This is a genomic window from Citrobacter sp. wls706 (genome assembly GCF_005281305.1).
GTDB classification, from domain to species: Bacteria; Pseudomonadota; Gammaproteobacteria; order Enterobacterales; family Enterobacteriaceae; genus Citrobacter; species Citrobacter werkmanii.
The window spans coordinates 520438-545969 of sequence record NZ_SZXG01000031.1 but is presented as its reverse complement, the minus strand read 5'-3'; the positions used below and the strand labels follow the sequence as shown (position 1 = coordinate 545969).

The 25532-nt window shown below is 51.9% G+C and carries 26 protein-coding genes and 1 pseudogene; 8 read left to right on the top strand and 19 right to left on the bottom strand.

The window, feature by feature from the left end:
- Positions 1–8: 8 nt before the first annotated feature.
- Genes FDW92_RS13300 through FDW92_RS13280 form a run of 5 tightly spaced genes read right to left on the bottom strand, consistent with a single transcriptional unit; the run spans position 9 to position 4939 of the window.
- Entirely contained in the window at positions 9–1403 is a 1395-nt protein-coding gene (locus tag FDW92_RS13300) for a GntP family permease (RefSeq protein WP_204554957.1), read from the bottom strand.
- A 43-nt stretch (positions 1404–1446) separates the two neighbouring features.
- Positions 1447–2370, bottom strand: coding sequence for a 3-hydroxyacyl-CoA dehydrogenase family protein (locus FDW92_RS13295; RefSeq protein ID WP_042308374.1), 924 nt, complete (start codon positions 2368–2370; stop codon positions 1447–1449).
- Entirely contained in the window at positions 2360–3562 is a 1203-nt protein-coding gene (locus FDW92_RS13290; protein WP_137400636.1) for an acetyl-CoA C-acetyltransferase, read from the bottom strand. Before FDW92_RS13290 ends, FDW92_RS13295 begins: the two co-directional genes overlap by 11 nt.
- Positions 3563–3572: 10 nt before the next feature.
- Positions 3573–4229: a CoA transferase subunit B gene (locus FDW92_RS13285; RefSeq protein WP_042308378.1), complete on the bottom strand. Its 657-nt coding sequence runs from the start codon at positions 4227–4229 to the stop codon at positions 3573–3575.
- 2 nt (positions 4230–4231) lie between these two features.
- Positions 4232–4939 carry a CoA transferase subunit A gene (locus FDW92_RS13280; protein ID WP_042308380.1) on the bottom strand — a complete coding sequence of 236 codons (708 nt, stop codon included), beginning with the start codon at positions 4937–4939 and terminating at the stop codon, positions 4232–4234.
- A 142-nt stretch (positions 4940–5081) separates the two neighbouring features.
- Here FDW92_RS13280 and FDW92_RS13275 point away from each other — a divergent pair, with 142 nt between their 5' ends.
- Positions 5082–5972: a LysR family transcriptional regulator gene (locus FDW92_RS13275; RefSeq protein WP_038640611.1), complete on the top strand. Its 891-nt coding sequence runs from the start codon at positions 5082–5084 to the stop codon at positions 5970–5972.
- Between the two features lie 13 nt (positions 5973–5985).
- Here the strand turns inward: FDW92_RS13275 and FDW92_RS13270 are convergent, their stop codons facing one another.
- Genes FDW92_RS13270 through FDW92_RS13240 form a run of 7 tightly spaced genes read right to left on the bottom strand, consistent with a single transcriptional unit; the run spans position 5986 to position 12909 of the window.
- A complete protein-coding gene (locus FDW92_RS13270; RefSeq protein ID WP_042308382.1) occupies positions 5986–6927 on the bottom strand; it encodes an ABC transporter ATP-binding protein in 942 nt (313 codons plus the stop codon).
- Positions 6920–7906 (bottom strand): ABC transporter ATP-binding protein, encoded by a 987-nt coding sequence (locus FDW92_RS13265; protein WP_042308384.1) that lies wholly within the window; start codon positions 7904–7906, stop codon positions 6920–6922. Before FDW92_RS13265 ends, FDW92_RS13270 begins: the two co-directional genes overlap by 8 nt.
- Complete coding sequence (gene ddpC, locus FDW92_RS13260; RefSeq protein ID WP_042308386.1) at positions 7903–8799, bottom strand: D,D-dipeptide ABC transporter permease; 897 nt, start codon at positions 8797–8799, stop codon at positions 7903–7905. Before ddpC ends, FDW92_RS13265 begins: the two co-directional genes overlap by 4 nt.
- Positions 8796–9818 carry an ABC transporter permease gene (locus FDW92_RS13255; RefSeq protein ID WP_042308389.1) on the bottom strand — a complete coding sequence of 341 codons (1023 nt, stop codon included), beginning with the start codon at positions 9816–9818 and terminating at the stop codon, positions 8796–8798. The genes ddpC and FDW92_RS13255 overlap by 4 nt, the downstream gene beginning before the upstream one ends.
- A gap of 44 nt (positions 9819–9862) precedes the next feature.
- Entirely contained in the window at positions 9863–11425 is a 1563-nt protein-coding gene (locus tag FDW92_RS13250) for an ABC transporter substrate-binding protein (protein WP_042308390.1), read from the bottom strand.
- A gap of 15 nt (positions 11426–11440) precedes the next feature.
- Positions 11441–12028 (bottom strand): D-alanyl-D-alanine dipeptidase, encoded by a 588-nt coding sequence (gene ddpX, locus FDW92_RS13245; RefSeq protein ID WP_042308393.1) that lies wholly within the window; start codon positions 12026–12028, stop codon positions 11441–11443.
- 14 nt (positions 12029–12042) lie between these two features.
- Positions 12043–12909 (bottom strand): MurR/RpiR family transcriptional regulator, encoded by an 867-nt coding sequence (locus FDW92_RS13240; protein WP_042308395.1) that lies wholly within the window; start codon positions 12907–12909, stop codon positions 12043–12045.
- 399 nt (positions 12910–13308) lie between these two features.
- Here FDW92_RS13240 and hdeB point away from each other — a divergent pair, with 399 nt between their 5' ends.
- Both hdeB and FDW92_RS13230 read left to right on the top strand, forming a co-directional pair.
- A complete protein-coding gene (gene hdeB / locus FDW92_RS13235; protein WP_032939734.1) occupies positions 13309–13638 on the top strand; it encodes an acid-activated periplasmic chaperone HdeB in 330 nt (109 codons plus the stop codon).
- A gap of 155 nt (positions 13639–13793) precedes the next feature.
- Complete coding sequence (locus tag FDW92_RS13230) at positions 13794–15737, top strand: methyl-accepting chemotaxis protein (protein WP_042308398.1); 1944 nt, start codon at positions 13794–13796, stop codon at positions 15735–15737.
- A gap of 45 nt (positions 15738–15782) precedes the next feature.
- Here the strand turns inward: FDW92_RS13230 and FDW92_RS13225 are convergent, their stop codons facing one another.
- Positions 15783–16922 carry an HlyD family secretion protein gene (locus FDW92_RS13225; RefSeq protein ID WP_042308400.1) on the bottom strand — a complete coding sequence of 380 codons (1140 nt, stop codon included), beginning with the start codon at positions 16920–16922 and terminating at the stop codon, positions 15783–15785.
- A 2-nt stretch (positions 16923–16924) separates the two neighbouring features.
- Positions 16925–17266, bottom strand: coding sequence for a DUF3302 domain-containing protein (locus FDW92_RS13220; RefSeq protein WP_042308402.1), 342 nt, complete (start codon positions 17264–17266; stop codon positions 16925–16927).
- A 211-nt stretch (positions 17267–17477) separates the two neighbouring features.
- Here FDW92_RS13220 and FDW92_RS13215 point away from each other — a divergent pair, with 211 nt between their 5' ends.
- The 3 genes from FDW92_RS13215 to FDW92_RS13205 all read left to right on the top strand — a co-directional run bounded on the left by FDW92_RS13215 (position 17478) and on the right by FDW92_RS13205 (position 19857).
- Positions 17478–18116 carry a helix-turn-helix domain-containing protein gene (locus tag FDW92_RS13215; RefSeq protein WP_052511176.1) on the top strand — a complete coding sequence of 213 codons (639 nt, stop codon included), beginning with the start codon at positions 17478–17480 and terminating at the stop codon, positions 18114–18116.
- 162 nt (positions 18117–18278) lie between these two features.
- Complete coding sequence (locus FDW92_RS13210) at positions 18279–18593, top strand: helix-turn-helix transcriptional regulator (RefSeq protein ID WP_042308404.1); 315 nt, start codon at positions 18279–18281, stop codon at positions 18591–18593.
- Positions 18586–19857 (top strand): type II toxin-antitoxin system HipA family toxin, encoded by a 1272-nt coding sequence (locus tag FDW92_RS13205; RefSeq protein WP_042308405.1) that lies wholly within the window; start codon positions 18586–18588, stop codon positions 19855–19857. The genes FDW92_RS13210 and FDW92_RS13205 overlap by 8 nt, the downstream gene beginning before the upstream one ends.
- A gap of 37 nt (positions 19858–19894) precedes the next feature.
- Here the strand turns inward: FDW92_RS13205 and FDW92_RS13200 are convergent, their stop codons facing one another.
- The 4 genes and pseudogenes from FDW92_RS13200 to FDW92_RS13185 form a co-directional block, all read right to left on the bottom strand.
- Positions 19895–21262 (bottom strand): glycoside hydrolase family 10 protein, encoded by a 1368-nt coding sequence (locus FDW92_RS13200; protein ID WP_042308408.1) that lies wholly within the window; start codon positions 21260–21262, stop codon positions 19895–19897.
- Between the two features lie 12 nt (positions 21263–21274).
- Positions 21275–21562, bottom strand: coding sequence for a VF530 family protein (locus tag FDW92_RS13195; RefSeq protein WP_042308409.1), 288 nt, complete (start codon positions 21560–21562; stop codon positions 21275–21277).
- Between the two features lie 803 nt (positions 21563–22365).
- A pseudogene (locus FDW92_RS13190) lies at positions 22366–22562 on the bottom strand (GrpB family protein); the annotation flags it as partial.
- Positions 22563–22592: 30 nt separating this feature from the next.
- Complete coding sequence (locus FDW92_RS13185) at positions 22593–23117, bottom strand: GNAT family N-acetyltransferase (protein WP_042308411.1); 525 nt, start codon at positions 23115–23117, stop codon at positions 22593–22595.
- Between the two features lie 109 nt (positions 23118–23226).
- Here FDW92_RS13185 and tam point away from each other — a divergent pair, with 109 nt between their 5' ends.
- Both tam and FDW92_RS13175 read left to right on the top strand, forming a co-directional pair.
- Entirely contained in the window at positions 23227–23985 is a 759-nt protein-coding gene (gene tam / locus FDW92_RS13180) for a trans-aconitate 2-methyltransferase (protein WP_042308412.1), read from the top strand.
- 130 nt (positions 23986–24115) lie between these two features.
- Positions 24116–24496 carry a GFA family protein gene (locus tag FDW92_RS13175; RefSeq protein ID WP_042308414.1) on the top strand — a complete coding sequence of 127 codons (381 nt, stop codon included), beginning with the start codon at positions 24116–24118 and terminating at the stop codon, positions 24494–24496.
- Here FDW92_RS13175 and FDW92_RS13170 read toward each other — a convergent pair.
- A complete protein-coding gene (locus FDW92_RS13170; RefSeq protein ID WP_042308416.1) occupies positions 24489–25403 on the bottom strand; it encodes a bestrophin family protein in 915 nt (304 codons plus the stop codon). The two genes, FDW92_RS13175 and FDW92_RS13170, sit on opposite strands and share 8 nt — an antisense overlap.
- Between the last annotated feature and the right edge of the window lie 129 nt (positions 25404–25532).

Genomic DNA, 25532 nt, shown 5'->3' with positions numbered 1-25532 from the left:
GATTCTCCTTAAACAATTCCGGTGGTGTAGAAGACGCCGATAACAAACAGCACGGCCAGGCTTTTGATCACGGTGATGGCGAAAATCCCGCCATATGCCTGACGATGGCTGAGACCGGTAATAGCCAGCAGGGTAATGACCGCGCCGTTGTGCGGCAGGGTGTCCATGCCGCCACTGGCCATTGACGCCACGCGGTGGAAGACTTCGAGTGGAATATTGGCGGCATGGGCAGCGGCAATAAAAGTGTCAGACATGGCGGCAAGGGCAATACTCATCCCACCCGATGCCGAGCCGGTGATCCCGGCCAGCGTGGTGATGCTGATGGCTTCGTTAAGAAGCGGGTCAGGGATCGCCGCCAGCGCTTTTGACAACACAAGGAAACCCGGCAGGGCAGCGATCACCGCCCCAAAACCGTACTCCGACGCGGTATTCATGGCCGCGAGGATCGCGCCGCCAACCGCCGTTCTGCTGCCTTCCGCCAGGCGGCCTTTAATGTTGCGATAGCCGAACAGCACCACCAGTAAGATCCCTGAAATCAGCGCCGCTTCCACTGCCCAGATAGCGGTGATTTTACCGACTTCGGTGGTAATCGGTTTGGCAAGGCCTGGCAGTTCCAGTTGATGTGTTGCGCCATACCACTGTGGGATCCAACGGGTAAACAGCAGGTTAAACACCCCAACCAGAATCAGCGGAGAGATAGCGATTATCGGGTTTGGCAGGTTAATGTTATCCGGCGTTTCCGGCTCGTTTAACAGTTCAGTGCCATAGCCTTCATCCTTAGCCTGCGCTTTACGACGCTGACGTTCGAGATAAACCAGACCGACGAAAATAATAAACAGTGAGCCTATCAGCCCCAGCCACGGTGCGGCCCAGGCGTTAGTCCCAAAGAAACTGGTCGGAATAATGTTCTGGATCTGCGGCGTGCCAGGTAAGGCGTCCATCGTGAAGGAGAACGCGCCCAGCGCGACGGTGGCCGGGATCAGGCGCTTAGGAATATTACTCTGGCGGAACAGCTCCGCCGCAAATGGATACACCGCAAACGCCACGACGAACAGCGATACCCCGCCGTAGGTTAACAGCGCGCACACCAGCACGATCACCGGGATGGCGTGACGCCGCCCGAGGATATTGATGGCGGCGGCAACAATTGAGCGGGAAAAACCAGATAACTCGATTAACTTGCCAAACACCGCTCCCAGCAAAAACACCGGGAAGTACAGCTTCACAAAACCGACCATTTTTTCCATAAACAGGCCGGTGAAGGCAGGGCCGACGGCGCTGGGTTCGGTGAGCAATACAGCACCTAATGCCGCGATGGGGGCAAACAGGATGACGCTATATCCGCGATAGGCTGCAAGCATCAGCAGGCCCAGCGCTGCCAGGGCGATTAATACACTCATCATGACTCCTCAATATCATTGTTATAGTGGGGTACAGAAAGAGAAGTTACGGTTTCAGGGCAAAGCGCAGTTGATGCTCTCTGCGTTGTTGGATGTACTCTTTGCGCGAATCATCCCAGCGATAAAATCCCTGGCCGCTGCGCAACCCGGTATCACCGTTGGCGACCTTGTCAGCGACCAGCGACATCATGTCGCTACCTGTTGCCAGCTCCGGTAACAGATGCCGACAAATGTCCTGTACCGTAGAAAGACCGGTCATATCAGCCGCCTCCAGCGGGCCAACCATGGCATAGCGTCGTCCGAGCGAGGCACGCATTACCTGATCCACCACCTCCGCGCTGGCGATACCGCTTTTAACGATATGCAACGCTTCACGCAGCAGGGCGAATTGCAGACGGTTGCCGACAAACCCTGGCGCGGCGCGATCGAGCACGACCGCTTCCAGTTGCATCGACAGCAGTAGTTGTTGTAATTCATGAAGATATTCCGCCTTCGTTGCCGTCCCCGGCACAATTTCAACCAGCGGAATAAAGTGCGGCGGGTTCCAGAAATGGGCGATTAGCAACCGCTCAGGATGGACAAGTTTTTCTGCCAGGGCATCGGGTGGCAATCCGCTGGTATTACTGGCGATCACCGCCTCCGGCGCGATCAGCTCTTCCAGTTGCGCATACAGCGCATGTTTAAGTTCGAGGCGTTCCGGGATGGCTTCAATCAGCAATCCGCACGCGGCAATATCCTGTAGCGACGTCGTACCGTGTAGACGATTCATAACCGATGCTTTTTCGCTTAGAGCAAATTGTTCAGTAGCAATAAGCTCATCCACAATATCGCTGGCAATATGGCTAATTTCCGCAATTCGGCTGCTATCGGTGTCGTACAACCAGATATCGTGACCAAAGCGGGCAAAGTGGGTGGCGATGCCGACGCCCATTAAACCCGCGCCCAGTACGCAAATTTGCTTATTTTTCATGAGATCCTCCCGGACGTTCTACTGCCAGTGCGACCCCCTGACCACCGCCTACGCACAGTGTGGCCAACCCTTTGGCGGCGTTGCTGCGGGCCATTTCATGCAGCAGGGTCACCAGAATCCGGCACCCGGACGCGCCAATCGGATGACCCAGCGCGATCGCGCCGCCATTGACGTTAACTTTGCTGCTGTCCCAGTTCAGTGATTCGCCAACCGCCAGCGCTTGTGCGGCAAATGCTTCGTTGGCTTCAATGAGATCAACATCGTTCAGCGTCCAGCCAGCCCGTTTCAGACACTGAAGTGACGCTTCCACTGGCCCAATGCCCATAATGGCCGGATCGACGCCGGAGACCGCGTAGCCCGCCACCCGTCCCAGAACCGGCAAATTGAGTTCCGCGGCTTTGGCGGCGCTCATTAGCATCACCGCCGCGGCGCCATCATTAATTGAAGAAGCATTCCCGGCGGTCACCGTACCGTTTCCTGGCCGAAAGGCGGGCTTGAGCTGCGCCAGCTTATCGGCCTGAGTATCCGGGCGAGGCTGTTCGTCACGGTCCACTACACGCGGCGCTTTTTTCCCCTGCGGAACGCTGACCGGGGTAATCTCCGCACTAAAACGACCGGCTTCCATTGCGGCAGCCGCTTTTTGCTGGGAGTGCAGAGCAAATGCGTCCTGTTGCTCACGACTGATAACAAACTTATCTGCCAGATTTTCCGCGGTAATGCCCATGTGATAGTCGTTGAAGGCATCCCACAAACCGTCATGTACTACGCTGTCTTTCAGGCTGGCATGACCCAGGCGCAGACCTGCCCGCGCGCCGTCGAGAAAATAGGGCGCGTTGCTCATGCTCTCCTGCCCACCGGCAATCACAATTTGCGCATCACCGCAGCGAATCGTCTGTACCGCCTGATGCACCGCCTTCAGACCCGAGCCGCACACCAGATTAATGGTTAGCGCTGGCGTAGTGGCCGGCAAACCCGCACGTAACGCCGTCTGTCTGGCAGGGTTTTGACCACAGCCCGTCGTGAGCACCTGACCCAAAATCACTTCATCAATTTGCTCTGGTGCCACCGCCGTTTTTTCCAGCAGGGAACGGATCACCACCGAACCGAGTTCAACCGCCGAAAGCGGCGCCAGCGCGCCATGAAAACTGCCAATCGGGGTGCGCGTTGCCGCGACAATAACAACATCCTGCATGGTCAGCTCCTCAGTTAAATTGCATTTCGGGGACATTTTCAGGCACGATCAGCTTGCCGGCGGTTCTGGCGACGATTTCATCCACGCTGATACCCGGGGCGCGTTCACGCAGAATGAACGCCCCATCAGCAATCTCCAGCAGCGCCAGATCGGTAAGCACGCGTTTGATGCAGGCCACGCCGGTCAGCGGCAGAGTGCATGCAGGAAGCAATTTTGACTCACCGCTTTTGGAGGCATGGGTCATTACAACGATGATGTTGTCGGCTCCGGCCACCAGGTCCATTGCGCCCCCCATGCCTTTCACCATTTTTCCGGGGATCATCCACGAGGCGATATTGCCGTTAACATCGACTTCAAACGCGCCGAGCACCGTCAGGTCAACGTGGCCGCCGCGGATCATCGCGAAGGATTGCGCCGAGTCGAAAATCGCTGCGCCTTTGCGCGCCGTCACGGTCTGTTTTCCGGCGTTGATCATGTCCGCATCAATTTCGTCTTCGGTGGGAAACGGCCCCATACCCAGCAAACCGTTTTCCGATTGCAGCATCACGTCCATACCATCGGGGATGTAGTTCGCTACCAGAGTGGGAATACCAATCCCAAGGTTGACGTAATAACCGTCGCGCAGCTCACGGGCGACACGCATTGCCATTTGTTCACGCGTTAACATGGTCAGGCTCCTTTCTGGCGCAGGGTGCGTTGTTCAATACGTTTTTCAAATTGCCCCTGAATAATGCGGTTAACAAAAATTCCGGGGGTATGAATCGCAGAGGGATCCAACTCGCCAGGGGGGACGATCTCTTCGACTTCCACTACGGTAATGCGCCCGGCAGCGGCCATCAGCGGATTAAAATTCTGTGCGGTATGGCGATAGATAACATTGCCGTACCAGTCGGCTTTCCAGCCTTTGACCAGCGCAAAATCCCCGGTTATGGCCTGCTCTAAAATGTACGGACGTCCGGCAAACTCGCGCACCTCTTTTCCTTCAGCCACGGGGGTACCGTATCCGGTCGCGGTGAAGAAAGCGGGGATCCCCGCGCCGCCAGCGCGCAACTGCTCCGCCAGCGTGCCTTGCGGCGTCAGGATGGCTTCCAGTTCGCCACTAAGCACCTGCTTTTCAAACAGCGCGTTTTCACCCACATAGGATGCGACCACTTTGCGCACCTGACGCGTTTCCAGCAGCACGCCGAGACCAAAACCGTCCACGCCGCAGTTGTTTGACACCACGGTAAGTCCCTGAACTTCCCGACGACGTACTTCGGCAATCAGATTTTCAGGGATCCCACACAAGCCAAAACCGCCCGCCAGCAGCGTCATGTTGTCGGTCAGTCCTTCCAGCGCCTCTTGATACGTGGCGACCCGTTTATCCAGTCCAGCCATATACTTGCCCCTCCTGTTGTCCTTGCCGACATCATTGGGGGAGAAAAATGATTTGTTAATTTTAAATTTGTGACTCACTCATTGGGTTTTTTTATCAATTTAATGTTAATTAAAGGTATTCAACAGGTTAAAGGAATGCGAAATGGGAATGAGCATCAAACAGTTACGCGCGTTTTTAGCGGTAGCTCACACTCTGAATTTCGCTCATGCCAGTGAAAGACTGAATATGTCGCAACCCGCATTAAGCCTGGCGATTAAAGGACTGGAGGATTCGTTAGGTGGAGCTTTACTGTTGAGAACTACCCGCAAAGTGACCCTGACGCAGGAAGGGGAAACGTTGCTGAATATGGGGCGACAGCTGCTTGCGGACTGGGAGAACACGGAAGAGGCAATGCGCCAGCGATTCACGCTGCAACGCGGTAAAATCTCTATTGCCGCCATGCCTTCATTTGCCGCTAACGTCCTGCCATCGGTACTAAAAACGTTTCGTGATTCCTATTCTGGTATCAACGTAACGGTTCACGATGTGATTAACGAACAGGTCATTGAGATGGTGAGTGAAGGGCGGGTAGAGATGGGTATTGCCTTCGAACCGGACTATTCCGGGCATCTGCATTTCACCCCGCTTGGCGTGGATCGTTTTATCGCGATTGTCCCGCCAACCTGCCGACTGGCAGGGCGGGATCGTATTGCGTGGCGTGAACTGCTGACGCTGGATTTTATCACCCTGCAACGTCCTTCCGCCGTGCGTCTGATGCTGGAAGAACAGCTGGTGCAAAGCGGGCATTCGCTGGAGGTGGCGCTGGAGAGCCATCAACTGGTAACCATTGGCCGGCTGGTGGCTAAGGGCCTGGGCGGCAGCGCGGTACCTGCGCTGTGCCGTACGCAAATGACTGAATTAGGCGCAACCTGTATCGATCTGGACACGCCGGTGATCCAGCGCCGGATCGGCGTTCTGCGTTCGGCACATCATAAGTTATCTACTGCCTCAGAAGTGCTGGTGGATACTCTGAAAAAGGCGTATTGCGCCTGATTTTCCGCCGCGTTCAGCTCACGTTAACCGCCCGCCAGCAGCGAACCTCACATCCTGATTCGCTGGACCGCAAGATCTGTTTATTCTCACAGCCACGGATCGCCAACGGACATCTGTCACGAAAAAAACAGCCCTCAGGCAGCGTTCGGTTCCCCGGTAGTTCGGTTTTCCGTAACACTAAATCCTCCGCTAGCGGTGCTCCCGTTTTAGGGACGGAGTCGAGTAATAATCGCGTGTAGGGATGGGCAGGATGAGTAAGAACCTGCTGCGTTTCACCCAGTTCAACAATTTGCCCAAGGTACATCACCGCCACGCGATCGCTCATATGGCGAACCACCGACACGTTATGCGATATCAGCACATAGGTCAGATTTCTGCGGGCCTGCAATGACACCAGCAGGTTAAGAATTTGCGCCTGCACGGAAATATCCAGCGCCGAAGTGGGTTCATCCAGTACGATCACGTCCGGCTCAGACGACAACGCCCGGGCAATGGCAATACGCTGACGCTGACCGCCGGAGAACGCATGCGGCAGACGGTCGAGATATTCAGGGCGGATCCCTACCTGTTGCGCCAAATCTTCGGCAAGAATGCGGCGTTCACGCTCGGAGCTTCGTTTCTGGATCCACACCGGTTCGGTGATAATTCGCCACACCGGCAAACGCGGATCAAGCGATGAAAGCGGGTCCTGAAAGACCATCTGCATGCCGCTGTGCTGCTTGTCATTGTGGCGAGAGTAGTTTCCCTGACTCGGTTGCAGCATACCCATCAACAGTTGCGCCAGCGTACTTTTTCCGCAGCCCGACTCACCGACAATCCCCAGCGTTTCTCCCTGACGAATCTGTAAATCCAGACCGTTGATCGCATGCACCCGTTCGGTAACCTTGCCGAGCCAGTTTTTACGCGCGGGAAAGCTGACATGAACATCCTGCAGGGCCAGTAAAAATTCAGACATGTGTTGTCTCCAGTTGCGGATACCAGCAGGCAGATTGTTGATCCGCGCCTCCCTGACTGCTTAATGCAGGCGTCTCGTCACAGCGAGGGCCAGCCGCAAAACAGCGCTCACGAAATGCGCATCCGGTCGGTAAGCGGGTTAAATTCGGTACGGTGCCGGGAATGGCAGGCAGCAATGCGCGCGGTTCGCCGTGTTCCGGCGCACATTTCAGCAAGCCGATGGAATAGGGGTGCGTCGGATGCTGAATAACGGTCGGTGTTGGGCCGCTCTCAATCACGCTTCCGGCATACATGACGTATAACCGGTCGCACAATTGTGACACCACCGCCATATCATGGCTGATAAATAGCACCGCTGTCCCGCTGGCGCGCGCTTTTAGCTTCAATAAACGCAGCACCTGCAGCTGTACCGTGACGTCGAGTGCGGTGGTCGGTTCATCGGCAATGATCAGTTCCGGCTCGCAGGAAAAGGCCAGCGCAATCATCACCCGCTGGCGCATACCGCCGGAAAGCTCAAACGGGAAACGTTTCATCACTTCCGCCGCGTCCGGAATTTGCATCTCTTCCAGTAAAGCGATGGCTTTCTGGCGAGCATCCGCGCGGCTTAACGCCTGGTGATGGCGGATAACTTCCACCATCTGCTGGCCGATACGTCGCGTTGGATTAAGCGCGGTCATGGGCTCCTGGAAGATCATGGCGACGCGTGCGCCACGCCATTGGCGCATCTGCTTTTCGCTGGCGTTGAGCACATCTTCACCCAGCAGCGAAACGCGTCCCTGGTGAATATGATAACTGCCCTCCGGCAGCAGCCGCATGGTAAGCATCGCCGTCACGGACTTGCCGGAACCGGATTCACCGACCACGCCGACAATTTCTCCACGGTTGATATGCAGCGAAACATGATTCAGCGCATGCACGTCAGCTTTATAGCCGGGGAAACTCAGATGCAAATCCTCAATTTCCAGTACGGGTTGTGTCATGACTGTTTTCCTCCGGCTTTTGGATCCAGCAGGTCGCGAATACCATCGCCAAAAAGATTAAAGCCCACGGCGGTAATCAAAATTGCGGCACCGGGAAAGGCGCAATACCACCACTGATCAAGCACATAGTTGCGGCCAATCGCCACCATCGCCCCCCATTCCGCGCTGGGCTGCTGTGCGCCCAGACCAATAAACCCGAGCGTGGCGGCCATCAGGATCGCGCTGCCGATATCCAGCGACGCCTGCACAATCAGCGGCGGTAAAGAGTTACGTAAAATGTGCCAGCTAATCAGGTGCCAGCGAGAAGCGCCGTAGGTCCGTGCAGCCTGCACATAAGTAAACTGACGCACCACTAACGTCTGGCCGCGGGCAAGGCGCACATAAAAAGGAATACGTACGACTGCAATTGCCAGCATGGCGTTGAACAGGCTGGGTCCCAGCGCGGCGGCCAGTGCCATCGTCAGCACCAGCGAGGGAATGGACAGCATGATGTCCATTATTCGCATAATGATGGCATCGGCGCGTCCGCCCATGACACCAGACAGACAACCCAGCAGCGAACCCAACCCGCCAGCAATTCCCACCACCACCAGACCAGCGACGACCGACTGCTGGCTTCCGACCAGTACGCGGCTGAACAGATCGCGGCCCACTTCATCGGTACCAAACCAGTGAGCGGCAGACGGTGGCAGCAGGCGCGCACTTAAATTGATGGCATTAGGATCGTAAGGCGTAATCCACGGTGACAGCACCATCAGCAACAGTATCAGTACAATGATGACCCCGCCTACCAGCGTCAGCGGGCTGCTTTTCATCATCCAGAACAATTTCGCCCAGTCCGTGCGACGGCGTGATGTCTGCGGGGCGGTCGGCGTTTCTTGGGTGAGCATCATTCAGCACCCCCGCGTCCAATTCGTGGGTCAATCCACAGGTAGAGTAAATCCACCACCAGGTTGACCAGCACATAAGCGAAAGAGACCACTACGGCAAATCCCATCACCGCCGGGAAGTCGAGCGCCTGAATCGACGTTACTACCCAGGCGCCCATTCCAGGCCAGGCGAATACCGTTTCGGTGAGTACCGCACCGTAGAGCAGATCGCCCAATGCCAGGCCGAGAACCGTTATTGATGGGATAAGCGCATTCGGCAACGCGTAACACAACACGATGTACCAGCCCGGCAGCCCGCTGGCGCGCGCGGTACGAATGTAATCTTCACTCAGTTGCTCCAGCATGGCGGAGCGAATCTGGCGGGCAACGATCCCTAAGTGCACAAAAGCCAGCGTCAGTGATGGTAGGATCAGGTGCTGGAGCGCATTGAAAAAGACTTCACCATTGCCTTCCAGCAGGGCATCAATCAGGTAGAACCCAGTGACATGAGCCGGTGGATCCAGCCAGTCGTCTAACCGACCACCGCCGGGCAAAATTTGCAGATGACCGTAAAACAGCACGATAACCCCCAGCCCCAGCCAGAATGCAGGCGTGGAGATGCCGGTAATCGCCATCAGGCGAACGAGGTGATCAAGCCAACGGTTGCGCCAGACCGCAGATAAAATACCTAACGGAATACCGATCACCAGCGCCAGCAACAAAGAGCAGAAAGCCAACTCCAGAGTAGCGGGAAAGAAGATACGCAGCTCATCCAGTACCGGACGACCGGTGCGAATGGAAATGCCCAAATCGCCCTGAAAGATATCGCTCACATAGCGAAAGAACTGCACATATAGCGGCTGGTTCAGCCCCAGTTGTTGGCGAATATTTTCGACTATCTCATCGCTGGCGCGATCGCCCGCCAGCAACCGCGCGGGGTCGCCAGGGATCAGGTGCGAAATAATAAAGGTGATCACGCAAACACCGATAACCACCAGAATAAGACCCCAGCATCGCTGGCGTAAAATGCTCCAGAACGTCATTAGCTTCCCCTTGCGGAGCCTGAGTGGCTCCGCATCAACGTGGATTATTTACTCATGGTGGAGATATTGAAGACCTGTTCCAGCATGGGGTTAAATACAAATCCTTTGACGTCTTTGTTCATCGCCAGTTGATAGTTTTTCTGGAATAAATAGACGTAGGCCGCTTCATCAATCACGATGGTTTGCGCCTGCTGGTAATCATTGGTTCTGGCGACCGGATCGGTGGTGGCTAATGCGCTACGCAGCAGCTTATCGACCTCACTATTTTCATAGAACGAACGGTTACCCGGCAGACCTTTTTTATCTGACTCAAACCAGTAGTTCATAAACATGTACGGGTCGGCGAAATCCGGACTCCAGTTGCCGATAGCAATGTCGTAATCCCCTTTACCCACACGGTCACGCATGGTGGCATTCGCCAGTTTTTCCAGCTTCACCTTAATACCCAGCTTGTTGAGACTGGCCTGGGTTGAGAGGGCAATCGGCTCCCAGTTAGGGTCATTATCTGAATACAAGAAGCTCAGGCTTTCGGGTTTGCTCGTGACTTTGTCCCATGCAGCTTTCGCTTTGGCTTCATCAAAACTGTATTGCATAGCCTTGTCATCAAAACCCCACATACCTTCAGGGATCGGACCGCGCATCTGTTTACCATTGCCACTGAGGATCCCATTCACCATGCCCTTATAATCGGTGGCCCACGAGATGGCGCGGCGTAAATCCACCTGATTGAGCGGCGCTTTACTGTTGTTCAGATACAGATAGGTCACGCGCAGTGAGGGATAATCCGCTACGTTAACTTTGCCTTCCTGTTTTAAAGCGGCAAGTTGGTCGACAGGAAGCGCATCGGCAATATCGATATCGCCACGCGACAATTGCAGGCGACGGGAGGCGCTTTCACCAATGATTTTTACCGAAACCCGCTTAAACGCTGGTTTGGGCCCGGAATAATGCGGGTTTGGCACCAGCACCAGTTGCTGTCCTTTTTGCCAGCTTTTCAGCATGAAGGGACCGGAGCCTGCCGTGTTCTGCGCCAGGAATCCGCGGGCATCATCTGCCGCGTGCTCTTTTAAGATAGCCGGGTTGATAATTGAAGCCCCGTCATTTGCCAGCGTATACAGGAATGGCGCGAACGGCTGGCTGAGAGTGAATTTCACCGTGTTGTTATCGATGGCTTCAACCTTCAGATCTTTCGGGAATGCTTCAGCAGGTCCCTGGCCAATTTTGAGCAGGCGCTCAAAAGATTGTTTCACCGCATCTGCCGTCACCGGCGTACCGTCGGCGAATTTGGCATCGTTTTTCAGGGTAAACGTCCACTCTTTCTGATCGTCAGAGGCTTTCCAGCCGCTGGCTAAATCACCTTCAACTTCCGTGGAGCCTTTACCGCCTTCGGTTTTGTACTGAACCAAACGTTGATAAGAGGGATAGGTGATCGTCCAGTCGTTGTTATCGATGGTCACGGCGGGGTCGAGCGTCTGCGGGTCGGCGGCTTTACCGATGACCAGCATATCTTTGGGTACGGCGGCCTGCGCGGCAGGCAGGGCAAATGCCAGCGCAACGGCGATCAGAGCGGGGCGAAAAAACGCATTTAACGCAGGTGTAGTCTTCATAACCAGGCTCCAGAATTAAAAGGGATGTTGTGTTGTTATGGGGGGAACAGGGAAACAGGCTATCTGGTCGTCAAGCAGCGGATAACACGCGGCATCAGGTAATTCAAAATGCCACCACTCGCTGTGAATGCCGACAAAACCGCCACCGAACATAATGGCGTTGAGTAACAACCGGTTACGATGCGCGGCCGGGGGAACAGAAGGGTGCCAGGCATGGGAACGGTCGTGCATTTCATCAAAACCCGCGCCCATATCGAGAACATTGCCACGCTCGTCCATCAGCGTAACGTCGATGGCCGTCCCGCGGCTGTGATTGGATCCAATCGCCACATCGACGACGTACTGGGGATCCGGGCACGCATTCCACAGCACCGCCTGCGCCTGCTGGGGGCGATACGCGTCATACACTACAAGCTTCAGGCCCGCCAGTTGCGCGATACTAATGCTTTTAGCCAGCGCGGTTACCGCCTCGCTGTGTAACAGGCAGCGCGCTTCCCGGTAGATAGGCGCGCCGGTAATGTTGTCGGCAGTGGCGTATTTGAGATCGATATACAGCGACGGGAATATCACCGACAGATCGACCAGTTCTGGGGTTTCTGACATAGCACATTTCCTGTTTATTGTTCGAATTGACCAAACTGTTGTTGTAACTGGCGATTGGTTTGCAGGCGTCCTGCGAGGGAATCACCAAGTTGCTCCACCACCGCAGAAAGTAATAAGTTGAACAGACAGCTCACGGGAGCCAGAGAATCCCAGAAATGTCCGGTGTCAGTTTTTACCTGGAGTAAATCAAGGGCATAATCTCTGGCCCACGGACACCACACATCGGTGATCAGCGCCAGTGGAATCTGGCGTTCTGTCGCGACGCGGCAATATTGTCGGGAGATGGCGGAGTAGGCGCGCATGTCGGTGATCACCACGTATGGCTGGTTAAATCCCGAATTCAACGACTCGACCCAACTGCCGGAAAGCCCTTCGGAGTAGCTGACTTTAGGCCGCAGGTATTCCAGGTGACTAAAAAAGGCGTTAGCAATCCCACGAGTAGACTGGATCCCGAGGATGTAAACCGCTTCCGCATGCGCCAGCTGCTGCGCAATGCGTAAAAATGTATCGCTTTGCGCGAGTTGATAGACGTGGGTAATGGCGTCGATTTCCAGTAACAGCGACTGCTGTGCGCGATCCGGCAGGCTTTGTTGCTGGTGCCAGGAATCCAGCCGCTCGTTCATTCCCCAGGGTTGATAGGGGACAACCGGCAGCTCACGCAGGCTGGCTTTTGCATCCTCCAGATTGCGAAAGCCCAGCTTACGCAGATAGCGTCCTACGGTAATGCCACTGGTTCCTGCCGCTTTAGCGATGCCATCCGCAGTTTCAAAAGGGATCTGTACACCATGGGCTAACAGCCACCCGGCTACGCGCTTTTCGCTCGGCGTAAGCTGGCTGAAGGTCTGTTCTATGCGGGTAAATAATTCAGGTTTCGCTGTCATTACCTTCTCGCTGTTAGTTGTCTGTCAGATTACGGCTCACTGTTAGTGAATTAACAATGCAGGACGCGTGCCAAGTCACAGACAGCGGCACGCAGGCTGTTTTTGTTAAAACACAAACCATATTCATTAACTAATGATCAACATTTGTGCAGCGTAGTTCAGTTTTGGTGCAGCGACAGAAGAGCGGGGTATGAATCTGCTGATTTCGTCGGAACGATCACATTGTCGGCAACATTTCCTCTCAAACATCAGAATCAGTAATGGGAAATATAACTTTCAGCCATATCAATAATGGCAATCTTTATTCTTATGACGGTAGGGGTATTATTTTTTGCGAACTACATTAACGGTTTGAAGCGCAAGTGTAGATATTATTTATATTATAAATGGAGTACTACAATGAATAAATTCTCCCTTTCTACAGCAGGTATTCTGGTCGCAGCGCTGTTAACCAGCGTTAGCGTCAATGCAGCCACTGATAGCGCGAAAACTGAAGTGACGCCGAAAGGCATGAGCTGCCAGGAGTTCATCGATCTGAACCCGCAGACCATGGCTCCGGTGGCTTTCTGGGTGCTTAATGAAGACGAAGATTTCAAAGGTGGTGATTACGTTGACTATAACGAAACCGTGACTACAGCTGTCCCTCTGACCGTTGAGCTTTGTAAAAAACATCCGCAGAGCGAATTAAGCAAAATAAAAGACGAAATCAAAAAAGAATTATCCAAATAAGATTAAACCGTTATTAAAACCCAGCCAAAGTGCTGGGTTTTGCTATTTGTGACGCTGTCACTTATTTATTTTGCAATACTTAAGGAAACTTTATAAAGATAAAAACGCCGGTGCCGATACTGGGTAAAAGTTAGCCTTTTGCAGAAGGAGTTTGTATGGCCTGGTATCCTACTCGTATTTCAACGCGTTTAACCATTGGCGGCATTCTGCTGCTTGCAGTCACTACACTTGTTATTGTTGCGATTATGCTCTGGCGAGGGCAGCCGCGCGTCGTTGAAATCAATACCGCCCTGATCGAAGAAACGGGGCAAGGTTTAACCCGTCAGTTAAGTACCGTGTTGTCGCGAATTGAAGGTGAGACCGTCGGTTTGTCGCGACTGGCCGAAGTGCTGCCCAACGATGAATCGCTGTACCAAAGCGTTGTTCCGCATTTGATTGGTGAAGATAAAGAGTCGATCATTACCGGCGGCGGCATCTGGCCAGAGCCAGACGCTTTCACCGCAGGCGTAGAAAAGCGCAGCTTTTTCTGGGCGCGTAACGCTGAAGGAAAGTTGATGTACTCCAACGACTATAACGTCGAAGGATCAAGCGGATACCACAATGAAAGCTGGTATCAGCATGCCAAAGGACATTCGCAAAACAGCTGCTTATGGTCTGATGTTTACCAGGATGCCAGTTCCGGGGTCAACATGGTAACCTGCAGCGTTCCTTACCAACTGGCCGGTAAGTTTGCCGGCGTCGCCACTACCGATATTCGTCTGGATAACGTTGCCACCTTTATGCAACAGCAGGGAAACAGCACCGGCGGTTACGCGTTCGTGGTGGATAAACAGGGACAACTTCTCTATTTCCCGCAGGCCGACCTGACAAAACACAAAACCATTAACGATCTGGCGCAAAGCGCGCAATGGCTTATCCCGGTGGAAAACGGTCTTAAATCTTTACGTCCGGCAGATGGTGTGAAAACGATTACGCTTGCCAACGACAATGTGTTGAATACGCCGACCCGGGTAATGCTATTCCCGATGGCGGATACCGGCTGGGTCGTGGGGCTGGTGACGCCTGAATCACGCATCGTCGGTCTCGCCAAAGTGATGATGCAGGACGTGCTGGAAGTGTTGATCCCAATTATGACGCTATTGCTGGTGGGATCCTGGCTGGTGGTTCGCCGACTGATTTCGCGTCTCGATGATACCCGCCAGGCGCTCGATGATATCGCGCAGGGCGAAGGCGATCTTACCCGTCGTCTGGATGTGCGCGGCAAAGATGAGATTTCGGCTATCGCCGAGGCGTTTAATCTGTTCGTCGATAAAATCTCAGCCATTCTGATCACCGTCAGAAACAGCAGCGTTGTAGTGGCGAATAACGCCGTCAGCCTGGCAGACAGCAATATGGAACTCTCATCTCGCGTCACGCAGCAGGCCGCTGCGCTGGAAGAGAGTTCGGCGGCGATGGAACAGTTAAATGCGACCGTTCACCAAAATGCCAGTAATACGCAACTGGCAGATGAGCTATCCGATAGCACCGCGCAAACGGCCAACCGCTGTGGTGATGTCATGCAGGGCGTGATCTCAACAATGGATAACGTCAGCGCGTCATCCGGGAGAATGGTAGAAATTGTCGCGGTGATTGACAGCATTGCGTTCCAGACCAATATTCTGGCCCTGAACGCCGCCGTTGAAGCCGCCAGAGCGGGCGATGCAGGTAGAGGGTTCGCGGTTGTCGCCTCTGAAGTACGTACGCTGGCCCAGCGTAGTGCCACCGCCGCGCAGGAAATTAAAGCATTGATTGATGAATCTGTATCTCATGTTGGTAGCGGAAGTCAGCAAATTCACAATGCAGGCGAACGGCTGGGAGAACTGGTCAATAACGTACGGCAGGTGCGTCAGTTGATGGGGGAAATACGCGTTGCAGGCGAAGAACAGCGTAAAGGCGTTTCCGAAGTCACGCTGGCCGTTACCGAAATGGACAGCACCGTTCAGCAGAATGCCTCGTTAATTGATGATGCCGCCGCACGTACACAGGCCCTGAAAGAGGAGGCGGAACAACTGGCGCTGCTGGTCTCGTCGTTTAGATTACCAGAACCCGCTACTGCCTGAGCGTCGAGTGAAGTCCGGGTGCAGCTATCGCACCCGGACAGTCGATTAATGATCAAGGTACAGGTAGTGCATCCAACTGGTCATGCGCAAGAGTATTTTCCGTAGCAATGATAATGCTTCAAAATGCTGAGCTGAATAGACGGCAACCTGAGCGGCAACACCGTCTGGGAGTTGCTGTTCAGCCTGATTATTATCAACTGCGATACTGACCAGCACTTTGTTACTGCCCGGTGTGACGTTTAAGGATTGCAATGTTCCCTGGGCATAATAAGCCCCGGTAGGGATCACGGGGGCAACACTGACCACTTTTCCCTGTACTACCTGTCCCGGCAAGCCATTGAAGACAATTTCAGCTTCATCACCCACATTAAGACGTAAGATCGAGTTTTGACGAAACGCCGCAACAATTTGGTTTTTGTGCGCAGGAATAAACACCATAACTGGCTTAAAAGGCAGTCTCGACGCATAGGTTCCCGGACGAACCAGTAATTGGCTGACATAACCGTCGCTGGGGGCGCGAACAATGGTTTGCTCATAATTAAATCGAGCCTCATCAATTTGAGCTTGCAGACTGGCGATCTGCGAGTTTTGTCCATGAATAGTGCTGTCGAGTTCTTTCTGGATACTGTTCAGTTCAGCATTGGCGGCGTTCATCGCCGCATCCTGAGCCAGATAATCCTGGCGCGCTGTATCAATATCATTGGCAGTAAATGGGTTCACTTTTGCCTGACTGCCTTTCTGGTAGCGCTGATAGTTTTTGTAATATTTATCACGTTCAGCCCTGGCCTGTTCTAGCTGCAGTCGCGCGCTATTGCGTTTCTCCTCAAGGGCCAGAACGTCATGTTTTGCCGTAACAATGTCCGCTTCAAGCTTTTCCAGTTTAGCTTTATAACGGGCAGGATCGATTTTAAACAGTACATCTCCTTTTTTTATTGGTGTGTTAATTTTATCCGTTACTTCTGAAACCACCCCGGTAACTTGCGGAACAACGGGAATGCCCACAACCAATTTTTGTGCATCTTCTGTATAGGGATGATTATAATTCATGGTAAGGATCAGTGCCCCAAGCATGACCACGCCCCCCAATACCGCTGAAGGTAATGTCCACTTATTCAACGGAACCTTAAATACTTTAAAAATGACGTAAACGATAGCGGCGTAGGTTAATGTTAATAATATTTCCACGATTAATTTACCTTTGGATCCTGCGGGCTGTATGCGCTATTAGTTTGTTCATGTGTTTTTTCCAGTATCGCAATCCGCGCGCTTAGCTCAGCGATATTATGTCCTGAGGTATTTCCATGCCAGCCATGCTTATCACTGTATAATGTTGCCCAAATCCAGAGAAATGGCCAAATCGCATGTAATGTAAATAAGCTGACCCAACCCGCGACATGTATGGCATCGAGGTGAGGGTGGTTGCGTTTCTTAGCGATCTCGTACGGGATGTCGTGCAAGATTAATACGCCATAAAAAATAATTAAGAACACCAGGATGAGTATTGCTAATGATAAATAATTGAGCAACATAGGAACTCCAATAAGAACCATTTTTATTGGCCGACATTATCGCTGCATTTTTATTAGCAAGTAGTTTTAATGTATTGCAAGTATAAAATCAGACTTTCTTGTAAGGCTAATGTTAATAATCAAATCCAAAAATGGACTTTTCAGGTTTGATTTTTTCTCTATTACCGATAATCATTAATAAGATTATTTAGTGAATTATACTGAGCCTTCTATGACCAGCAATACTGAACAAACCGGTAGCAGCGAAGAACTCCTTGCGACTAATATAACCAAACTTTTCAACGCATTACTGCCACTTTCTGAAGCCCAATCGCTATATCGTAGCGGTTCTTTTATTATGGATTCTCAGGGGGAGAACGGGATCTGGTTGTTGACCGAAGGTAGAATAGTCATTCGCCGACGCACTGATGGGCTAATCCTGGCCAGTCAGCAGGCACCGATGATGCTGGGAATGGCCGAGTTCTTTCTTCCTACAGGGCATAACTTTTATGATATTGAAGCGGTCAGCCCATGTACTACTCATGTAGTAAAGAAAACGGATTTCATGACTATCGTTAACCGTGATCGACTCTGGGAATCTGTGGCAATAGTTGAAGCCTATATTATTCAGGTAATGAGCCAGCGCGATCGCCTAATCACCAGTCGAACCGCAACTGATATGGTTTGGGGACATCTTGAACTTTTACAACAAGAGCCTGATGACATCAAAAAAAGAATCCCGGCGGTACAATATATCAGGGAGCGAACCGGACTTTCTCGCAGCACCATTATGGATACGCTTGCTCGGTTAAAACGACAGGGCGCGATCCAGCTGCACCGTGGTCATTTAGTCTGCATAGCGGCAGATTAATCACCGCACCCGACCATGATTTAAATACATTATAATGGGTTTTATCACGGACTTGTGGCGTTAAATCCATTAAAACATATGTTATCCGCTTTGTATTAATCTCGACTTAACTCTATAATATTGTGTGTAAACTGGCATATTATCCAAATAAGGGCCAATATTATGGATTTAACACTCAATACGGCTGCTGATATCGTCAAACTACTCTGTGACAGATTGCGTAAAGAACGACTCGCGCGGCAAATGACGCAGGCTGAGGTTGCCGCGCGTTCAGGTGTCGGTGTGAATACCGTTTCGAATCTGGAAACAGGTAAGAACGTAGGATTTGAGAATCTGGTCAAAGTCGCAATGGTGTTAGGTTATGGCGATGCGCTGGAGGGTTTATTCAAACCCAGGATTGACAGTCTGGATGATATTTTGCGTTACGAGAAGAGCGCGGTACGTCAGCGGGTGAAAAGGAAAAATTCTGATGCCTGAACAAGTTGATGTCTTTTATGAAGGTTGGGGTGAGAAATGGTTGTGGGGAAAACTGGTGTCTTCCACAGCCCTGACCGGACGCCCGTTGATCGCCTTTGAATACAGTGAAGACGCCATACGTAAAGGGTTGGAACTGTCCCGGCTGATGTTACCACTGAACGGCCCACGTTTACGCAGGGATTTCCCGGCTCATCAATTGGGATTACCTGGACCAGTCTATGATTCGCTACCTGATGGCTGGGGTATGCTGTTGATGGACCGATTATTTAAACGTCGCGGACTAAACGCAGCGCGCATAGGTCCTTTGGAGCGCTTAACCTGGGTCGGCAACAACGCGATGGGCGCCATGACTTTCCAGCCCGTTCAGTCAGATGTCGAGAAGATTTCAAAAGAGGATGTGCCTCTCGAACAACTGGCCGCTGAGGTGCAGGAAGTCCTGAGTGGAGACGGCGGGGAATTCTTGCAAAAATTGCTTCAGATGGGCGGTTCGCCACAAGGGGCAAGGCCAAAAGCGCTACTTTATCGTGACAGTGTCACGTCAAAATTTACCACTGCGCCGCTACCCGGGAGCGAAAGCTGGCTGATTAAATTTCCCGCCAGGCATGAGCATGCTGAAGTATGTGCCATCGAAGCGGTTTATGCTGAATGCTTGCGTCAATGTGGGATTACCACGCCCGATACGGCATATTTTGAGCTGCCCGGCGGGCAGGCGGCATTTGCCACCCGGCGTTTCGACCGTGACCAGTCGATACGTATTCCAATGCAGAGTCTGGCGGCACTTACTGGAGCAAATTACCAGTTACCCGGTGCTTTAGATTACCGGGATTTTCTGCGCGCCACGCAGATCTGTACCAATGATGTCAGAGAAAAGGCGAAAGCGTTCGAACGCGTGGTTTTCAACGTGGCATTCAACAATCGTGACGATCATCCGAAGAACTTTGCTTATTTAATGTCAGCCGATGGAAACTGGACTCTGGCTCCGGCTTACGACGTCACCTGGTGTGAAGGACCCGGCGGGTACCACCAAATGGACGTGCTGGGGGAAGCGCTGGATATCGAAAGAAAGCACCTTCAGTTGCTTGGCGTTCAGGAAGCTGAGCTCTCTGCTGACGAGGTGAACGCCATAATCGAAAAGGTCTGCCACTCTGCGTCAGTGCTGAGCGCTATCGCCAGTGACAAATACCCCGATCAGATAACGCAAACCACGCTGGATACGATCCAGAAACAAATTAATGATAATGTCCGCCGATTACTGTCCCGGTGATGCAGATACAGTCGCTACACTGGCCTAAAGATAACCATTAACGCCCCCAACGGCTGCGAATATAGGTTACGGCCTCCTGCGTTTGCGGCTGATTAAGATAATCTTCGCGAAACAGGATGGTGCCGTTGATGTGTGGTTCGGACTCGTTCAGATCGAGCTGCTTTTTCAGTTCTGGCACGCCGCCTTTAACTGTCCAGTCCGGCTCTTTTCGAGACGGTTCGCCGACCTTATACAGCGCCACACCAATATAGAGGCGGGTATTGGTTGATTTCACAACATCTGCCCACCATTTCGCCAGCACATCGTATCGTGCCGCATCACGGGCAAAAGGCCAGTACAACTGTGGGGCGATGTAGTCCAGCAAGCCTAATTGCACCCAGCGACGAGTATCGGCATAGGATTCATCATACGCTGCCGCGCCACGGGTGTCGGAACCCGCAGGATCGTGAGAGCGATTGCGCCACACCCCCGCGGGGCTGACGCCAAACTCCACCTCAGGCTTAAGTTTCTTGATGGTCCGCGAGACCTGGGCGATCAGTCGTTGCGTGTTATCGCGCCGCCAGTCAGCTTTGGAATCAAACCCCTGACCATATTTTCTGAAGGTCTGGCTGTCGTTAAGCGCTGAACCGGGAGACTCGGTATAGAAGTAGTCATCAAACTGCACGCCGTCGACCGGATAATGTTCCACCACTTCCGCCACGATGCTGGTGATCCAGTCGCGCACTTCGGGAATACCAGGATCTAACACGAAACGCTCGCCCGAGGTGCGAATCCAGTCCCGATGCAGGACATAAACACTGGAAGGCGTCTGCGACAGCGTGCTGTTTAATTCGGTGATCGTTGACGGTTTGATATTAACGGACACGCGGTAGGGGTTAAACCAGGCATGGACTTTCATGCCGCGTTTATGCGCTTCATCGAGCATAAACTGTAGCGGATCGTAACCCGGATCCTGACCAATCGTGCCGGTTAGCGTATCTGACCAAGGCAAGATTTTAGATTGCCACAATGCGGTACCATCGGGTTTGACCTGGAAAAAAACGGTGTTGATGCCAAGACGTTTCAGGTTATCCAGCTTATCCGTCAACGCTTTCTGCTGCAGGCTGATACGGATGGCAGGGGAACTGACATTCACTGATGAGATCGGCGGCCAGTCCAGACGGGAAACCGTCGCCAACCAGATTCCGCGCACCGGCTCCTTAATCTGTTGCGGTTTATTCACCGGAGGTAGTGGGGTGACTTTGGGAGCGGGCGGCTGTGAAGAGCAACTGCCCAGTAACAACATACTGCCCACAAGTACCGCGAACCATTTCAGGTTAGTTCGCGGTAATCTGGCATGGCAACGGACGAAGATATTCGCCAGTTTTTTCTGATATTTTCCTGAAAAGAAACCGGATGCTGGCATCAGACTTTGCTCTTATTTTTTCTTGTTGCGGCTGTTAGCCCAGGGATCAATAGCAGGTACGGTGTTGTTGAACGGGGTCACGTCATGCAGCGAATCAAGATAGAGCGCTTCAACTTCAGCACGCGCCCACGGCGTACGGCGCAAAAACTTTAAACTGGATTTAACGCTCGGTTCATTTTTAAAGCAGTTGATGTTAATGCGTTGAGCAAGCTCAGCCCAACCAAAACGATCAACCAGTGCATTGACCTGCATTTCTAGCGTTACGCCATGTAAAGGGTCTTTTGAAGTATGAGCATTCATATGAAGTCCAGTTCGGTATTTCCAGATTTTGTCAGTTATGCAACGAGACAGATTACAAGAAAGCGGAACGACCAGCAATGGCCCAAATCGGCACTGATCTTCCAAGGAACGTTCGCTGAAACTGTAAAAAGAAGAGGGCGGACAAACCTGACACTTCAGGCTAATCGCGATAGAAGAACTCTTCAGAAGCGATAAGTTAGTAGTGGTGTCAACCAATGTCCAAATGCCAGCAAACGAAAGACTAATGGGGACTTAATTCTATGTCTTTATGCGAATCACTTAATTTAACATAATATACATTATGCGCACTAACGTCAGGTAACGAGAATTGTAGCCGATTGGTGCAGTAGTTAGTTCGCATAACAGTTGGATTGTCTTGCGCCCTCTGGTTCAGATTGAGGAAGTCTCCAGCTAAGCTCTCACTGCGTTCGAGAGATTGTGCTCGTGGTGATTTCTTCATTCACCTGACCGACATCATCAAAATCTGTTTCGTCTTTTAGCTTGTCCAAGCCTCTGCATTAGCTGGATGTGATTCTGGTTACTGCAAACTGGAACACTTCTTCTTTGCTTCGGCTATGTGCCCACTTCGGCATTAGTTGATTTTGGATTCTTCTGATGCGTCAGTTGTGGTTTCATTATTTTGGGAAATGATGACCACGCAAAAACTGATATTCGGCTATGCCGATATGCGCAGAGATTCGTTGTACTGCCCAACGTTAAACTTCGTAGCACTGGTGAGATTCCAGTAAGCACGCCAATCTTGTTTACAATTTGAAGATTCTAGACACTGACAATTGTTATACAAAGTACCTACGATTTGAAATGCCATTTTCACCACGTACAGTATATCCGACACGCTCTATCGCCTGATTCAGGCTGTCCATTTCATCAAGATTAGTAACTTCGATTAATATATCGACACTGGTTTAGCTGATAATCCCGGCACCGAGGTGCTACCAATATGATGAATTTGGGATATTACTTTACCAAGAGTCATCTGAGACATCGCTTACTTTCCGAAAAACGGTAATCAAATTGCCACCCTCCGATACAGGATGTGTTGTGCTAACCGGTGATCAGAGGGCAACGCGGGATGCACGAACTCTTCAGTTTTATTCATGCCCAACCGTATCATCAGACGCTCTGACGGTTTATTCAGCACCGACGTAAATGAAACCACCTCACTTAACGCCAGCTCCTCGAAAGCATACGTCAGGCACGCCTCGGCGGCCTCCAATGCAAGCCCTTGATGCCAGTAGGATTTAGCAAGACGCCAGCCTATTTCGGTACAGGGTGAAAAGTGAAATTTATCAGTTTGTGGATGTAAACCTACACACCCCACAAACTGGTGTGTTTCTTTAAGTTCAACGGCCCAGAATCCCCAGCCGCGCTCTGTAATGCCTTCCTGGAATCTGGCAGCCAGGTTGTCGCTTTCCGTTCGTTGCAGCGGAGCCGGAAAAAAACGCATCACGTCCGGATCGGCATTTAACGCGGCAAACGGGGCTTTGTCTTTGGCTTCCCACGGGCGTAAAATCAGTCTTGATGTTTCCAGCATATTTCTGCCCTTCTCCTGTATTTTCATATAATCTTCTAAAAGAAATGGCTCATCGGCAAGGACTTATGTAACCCTTTCCGCCTTTTTCTCTCATACTGGAGATTCATTCATGGCCGACTGGAATCCTTCGCTTTATCTGCAATATGAAACTGAACGTTCAAGACCCGCTGCGGATTTACTCAGCAGAGTGGCGTTAGAGAATGTCCATTCAGTCGTCGATCTTGGCTGTGGTCCGGGAAACAGTACGGCATTACTGCATCAGCGCTGGCCCTCGGCTGTAATAACAGGGATTGATACCTCACCCGCCATGCTTAATGAGGCGCGCAAGGCATTACCAACATGCCGCTTTATTGAAGCGGATATCTGTAAATTCCAGACAGAGCAGCCTCTTGAACTGCTATATGCAAATGCATCGTTGCAGTGGGTTCCCGATCACTATGATTTGTTCCCGCATCTGGTATCGCTACTGACTCACAATGGCGTGCTGGCTGTACAAATGCCGGATAACTGGCTGGAGCCAACGCATGTTTTGATGCGTGAAGTGGCTTATGAACAAGGTTACCCTGACCGGGGCCGCTCGCCGCTTCCTGGCGTACACGCCTACTATGACATTTTGGCTGAAGCGGGCTGTGAGGTGGATATCTGGCGCACAACGTATTATCACGTTATGGATTCACATCAGTCGATTATCGACTGGGTAAGCTCAACGGGCCTGCGGCCTTGGTTACAGGATTTGAGCGAAAATGAGCAACATCTTTACCTGGCACGTTATCATGAACTGCTTCAGGAACAATATCCTCTGCAGGAAAACGGTAAAATTTTGCTGGCCTTTCCGCGGTTATTTATCGTAGCCAGACGCAATGATTAAGCGTTTATTATAAGTGCATCACAGGAGATAACTATCTGCCATGCGCGCCCTCGCCTTTTTATCATGAGGATCTAGTGGCAAAGCCCGTCATCTGCTAGTGTCTGGCAACGTGTTTCTGACGGGAGTTGTCATGTCTAAAGTCTACATTGGTGGCTGTCTGTGTGGTTCGATTCGTTTCGCAGCCAGCAGTCCAAATAATTCCCATACCTGCTCCTGCGATATATGTCGGAAACATACGGGTGCACCGACCGTCGTCTGGATTGAGTTTAATGCAGAAAATGTAACGTGGACGGGTCAAGGCGGAAAACCGACAACCTGGCGCTCTTCTGAGGCGTCAAGTCGGGCATTTTGTCCACAGTGCGGCAGTTCTGTAGGCGCCATTGATGACGCCCCGGTTATTGCACTGTTAGCTGGCGCTTTTGACGATCCTGACGATGAAGACCTGGCGCCGGAATTTCATTCTTTTTCAGATATGCAACCTACATGGTGGCAAAAGAATGTAACTAAGTGAGTTGGTAATGCTTATCTGGAATGTGTTTTGCTGGCACGTTTGTTTCATCGTTCATCTGCAGCAAGTCGATTTCAATCGCATTGCAAATCGCATCCAGCGGCAGGTCATTGTTTTCTGTGCCAAACGGGTCTTCCAGCTCTTCTGCCAGCGTATCGAGAGAAATAAAAGTATAGGAAATCAGCACTGAGATAAACGGCGTCATATAGTGCAGATCTACCACCAACGCGAAAGGTAACATAATACAAAACAGGTATACCGTTCGATGAAGTATCAGAGTGTAAGCAAATGGCACTGGGGTATTCGCGATCCGCTCGCACCCTGCAAGTACCGCCGACATATCATTTAACCTATTGTTTAAACTATGGAATAATATATCTGACAGTTGACCATTGCGCCGACGTACAGCCAACCATTCCCCCATCAGCAACAGAATGCGGTTTGCAGGCGACTGTGAGGCGAACACGGTCAGTAAATCTGCCTCACTCAGATATTTCGCTAACGGCTCAGCCTGGGGCTGGCGGCGTAACGTCATGCGTAAACAGTGGGCAAAGGCGATTTGCAGACGAACAAACTGACCCAGTTCGACGTCGTCCGGCAAGGTGGTTTTTACTTCACGTAGCAGCGATCGGGAAGCAATCATCAACTGCCCCCACAAGTGTCGAGCCTCAACATAACGTGAATAACAGGCGTTATTGCGAAAGCCTAAAAAGATTGCAATCGCCACGCCGAGAATGCTGAACGGCGCCAGGGTAAATTTGATGCCCAGCATCGTATACCACGGCAGCATGATAATAACGGCGATGGAGAGCAGGAAGTTCAGCAGCAGGCGTGAAAAAATTTTAGATAATACCGACCCATGCCAGACGAATATCAGGCGCAGCCAGTGTTGTTGGGGACGAACGATCATGGTTATCTTCGGAAAAATGTGAAACTCGTCACATTAAACGCGAACGTGATCAATGTTGCAAGCTCATCGTAACACTATTTAAACATCTTTCCCTCCTGCTGAACGGACGATGCGTTGAAGCGACAGACT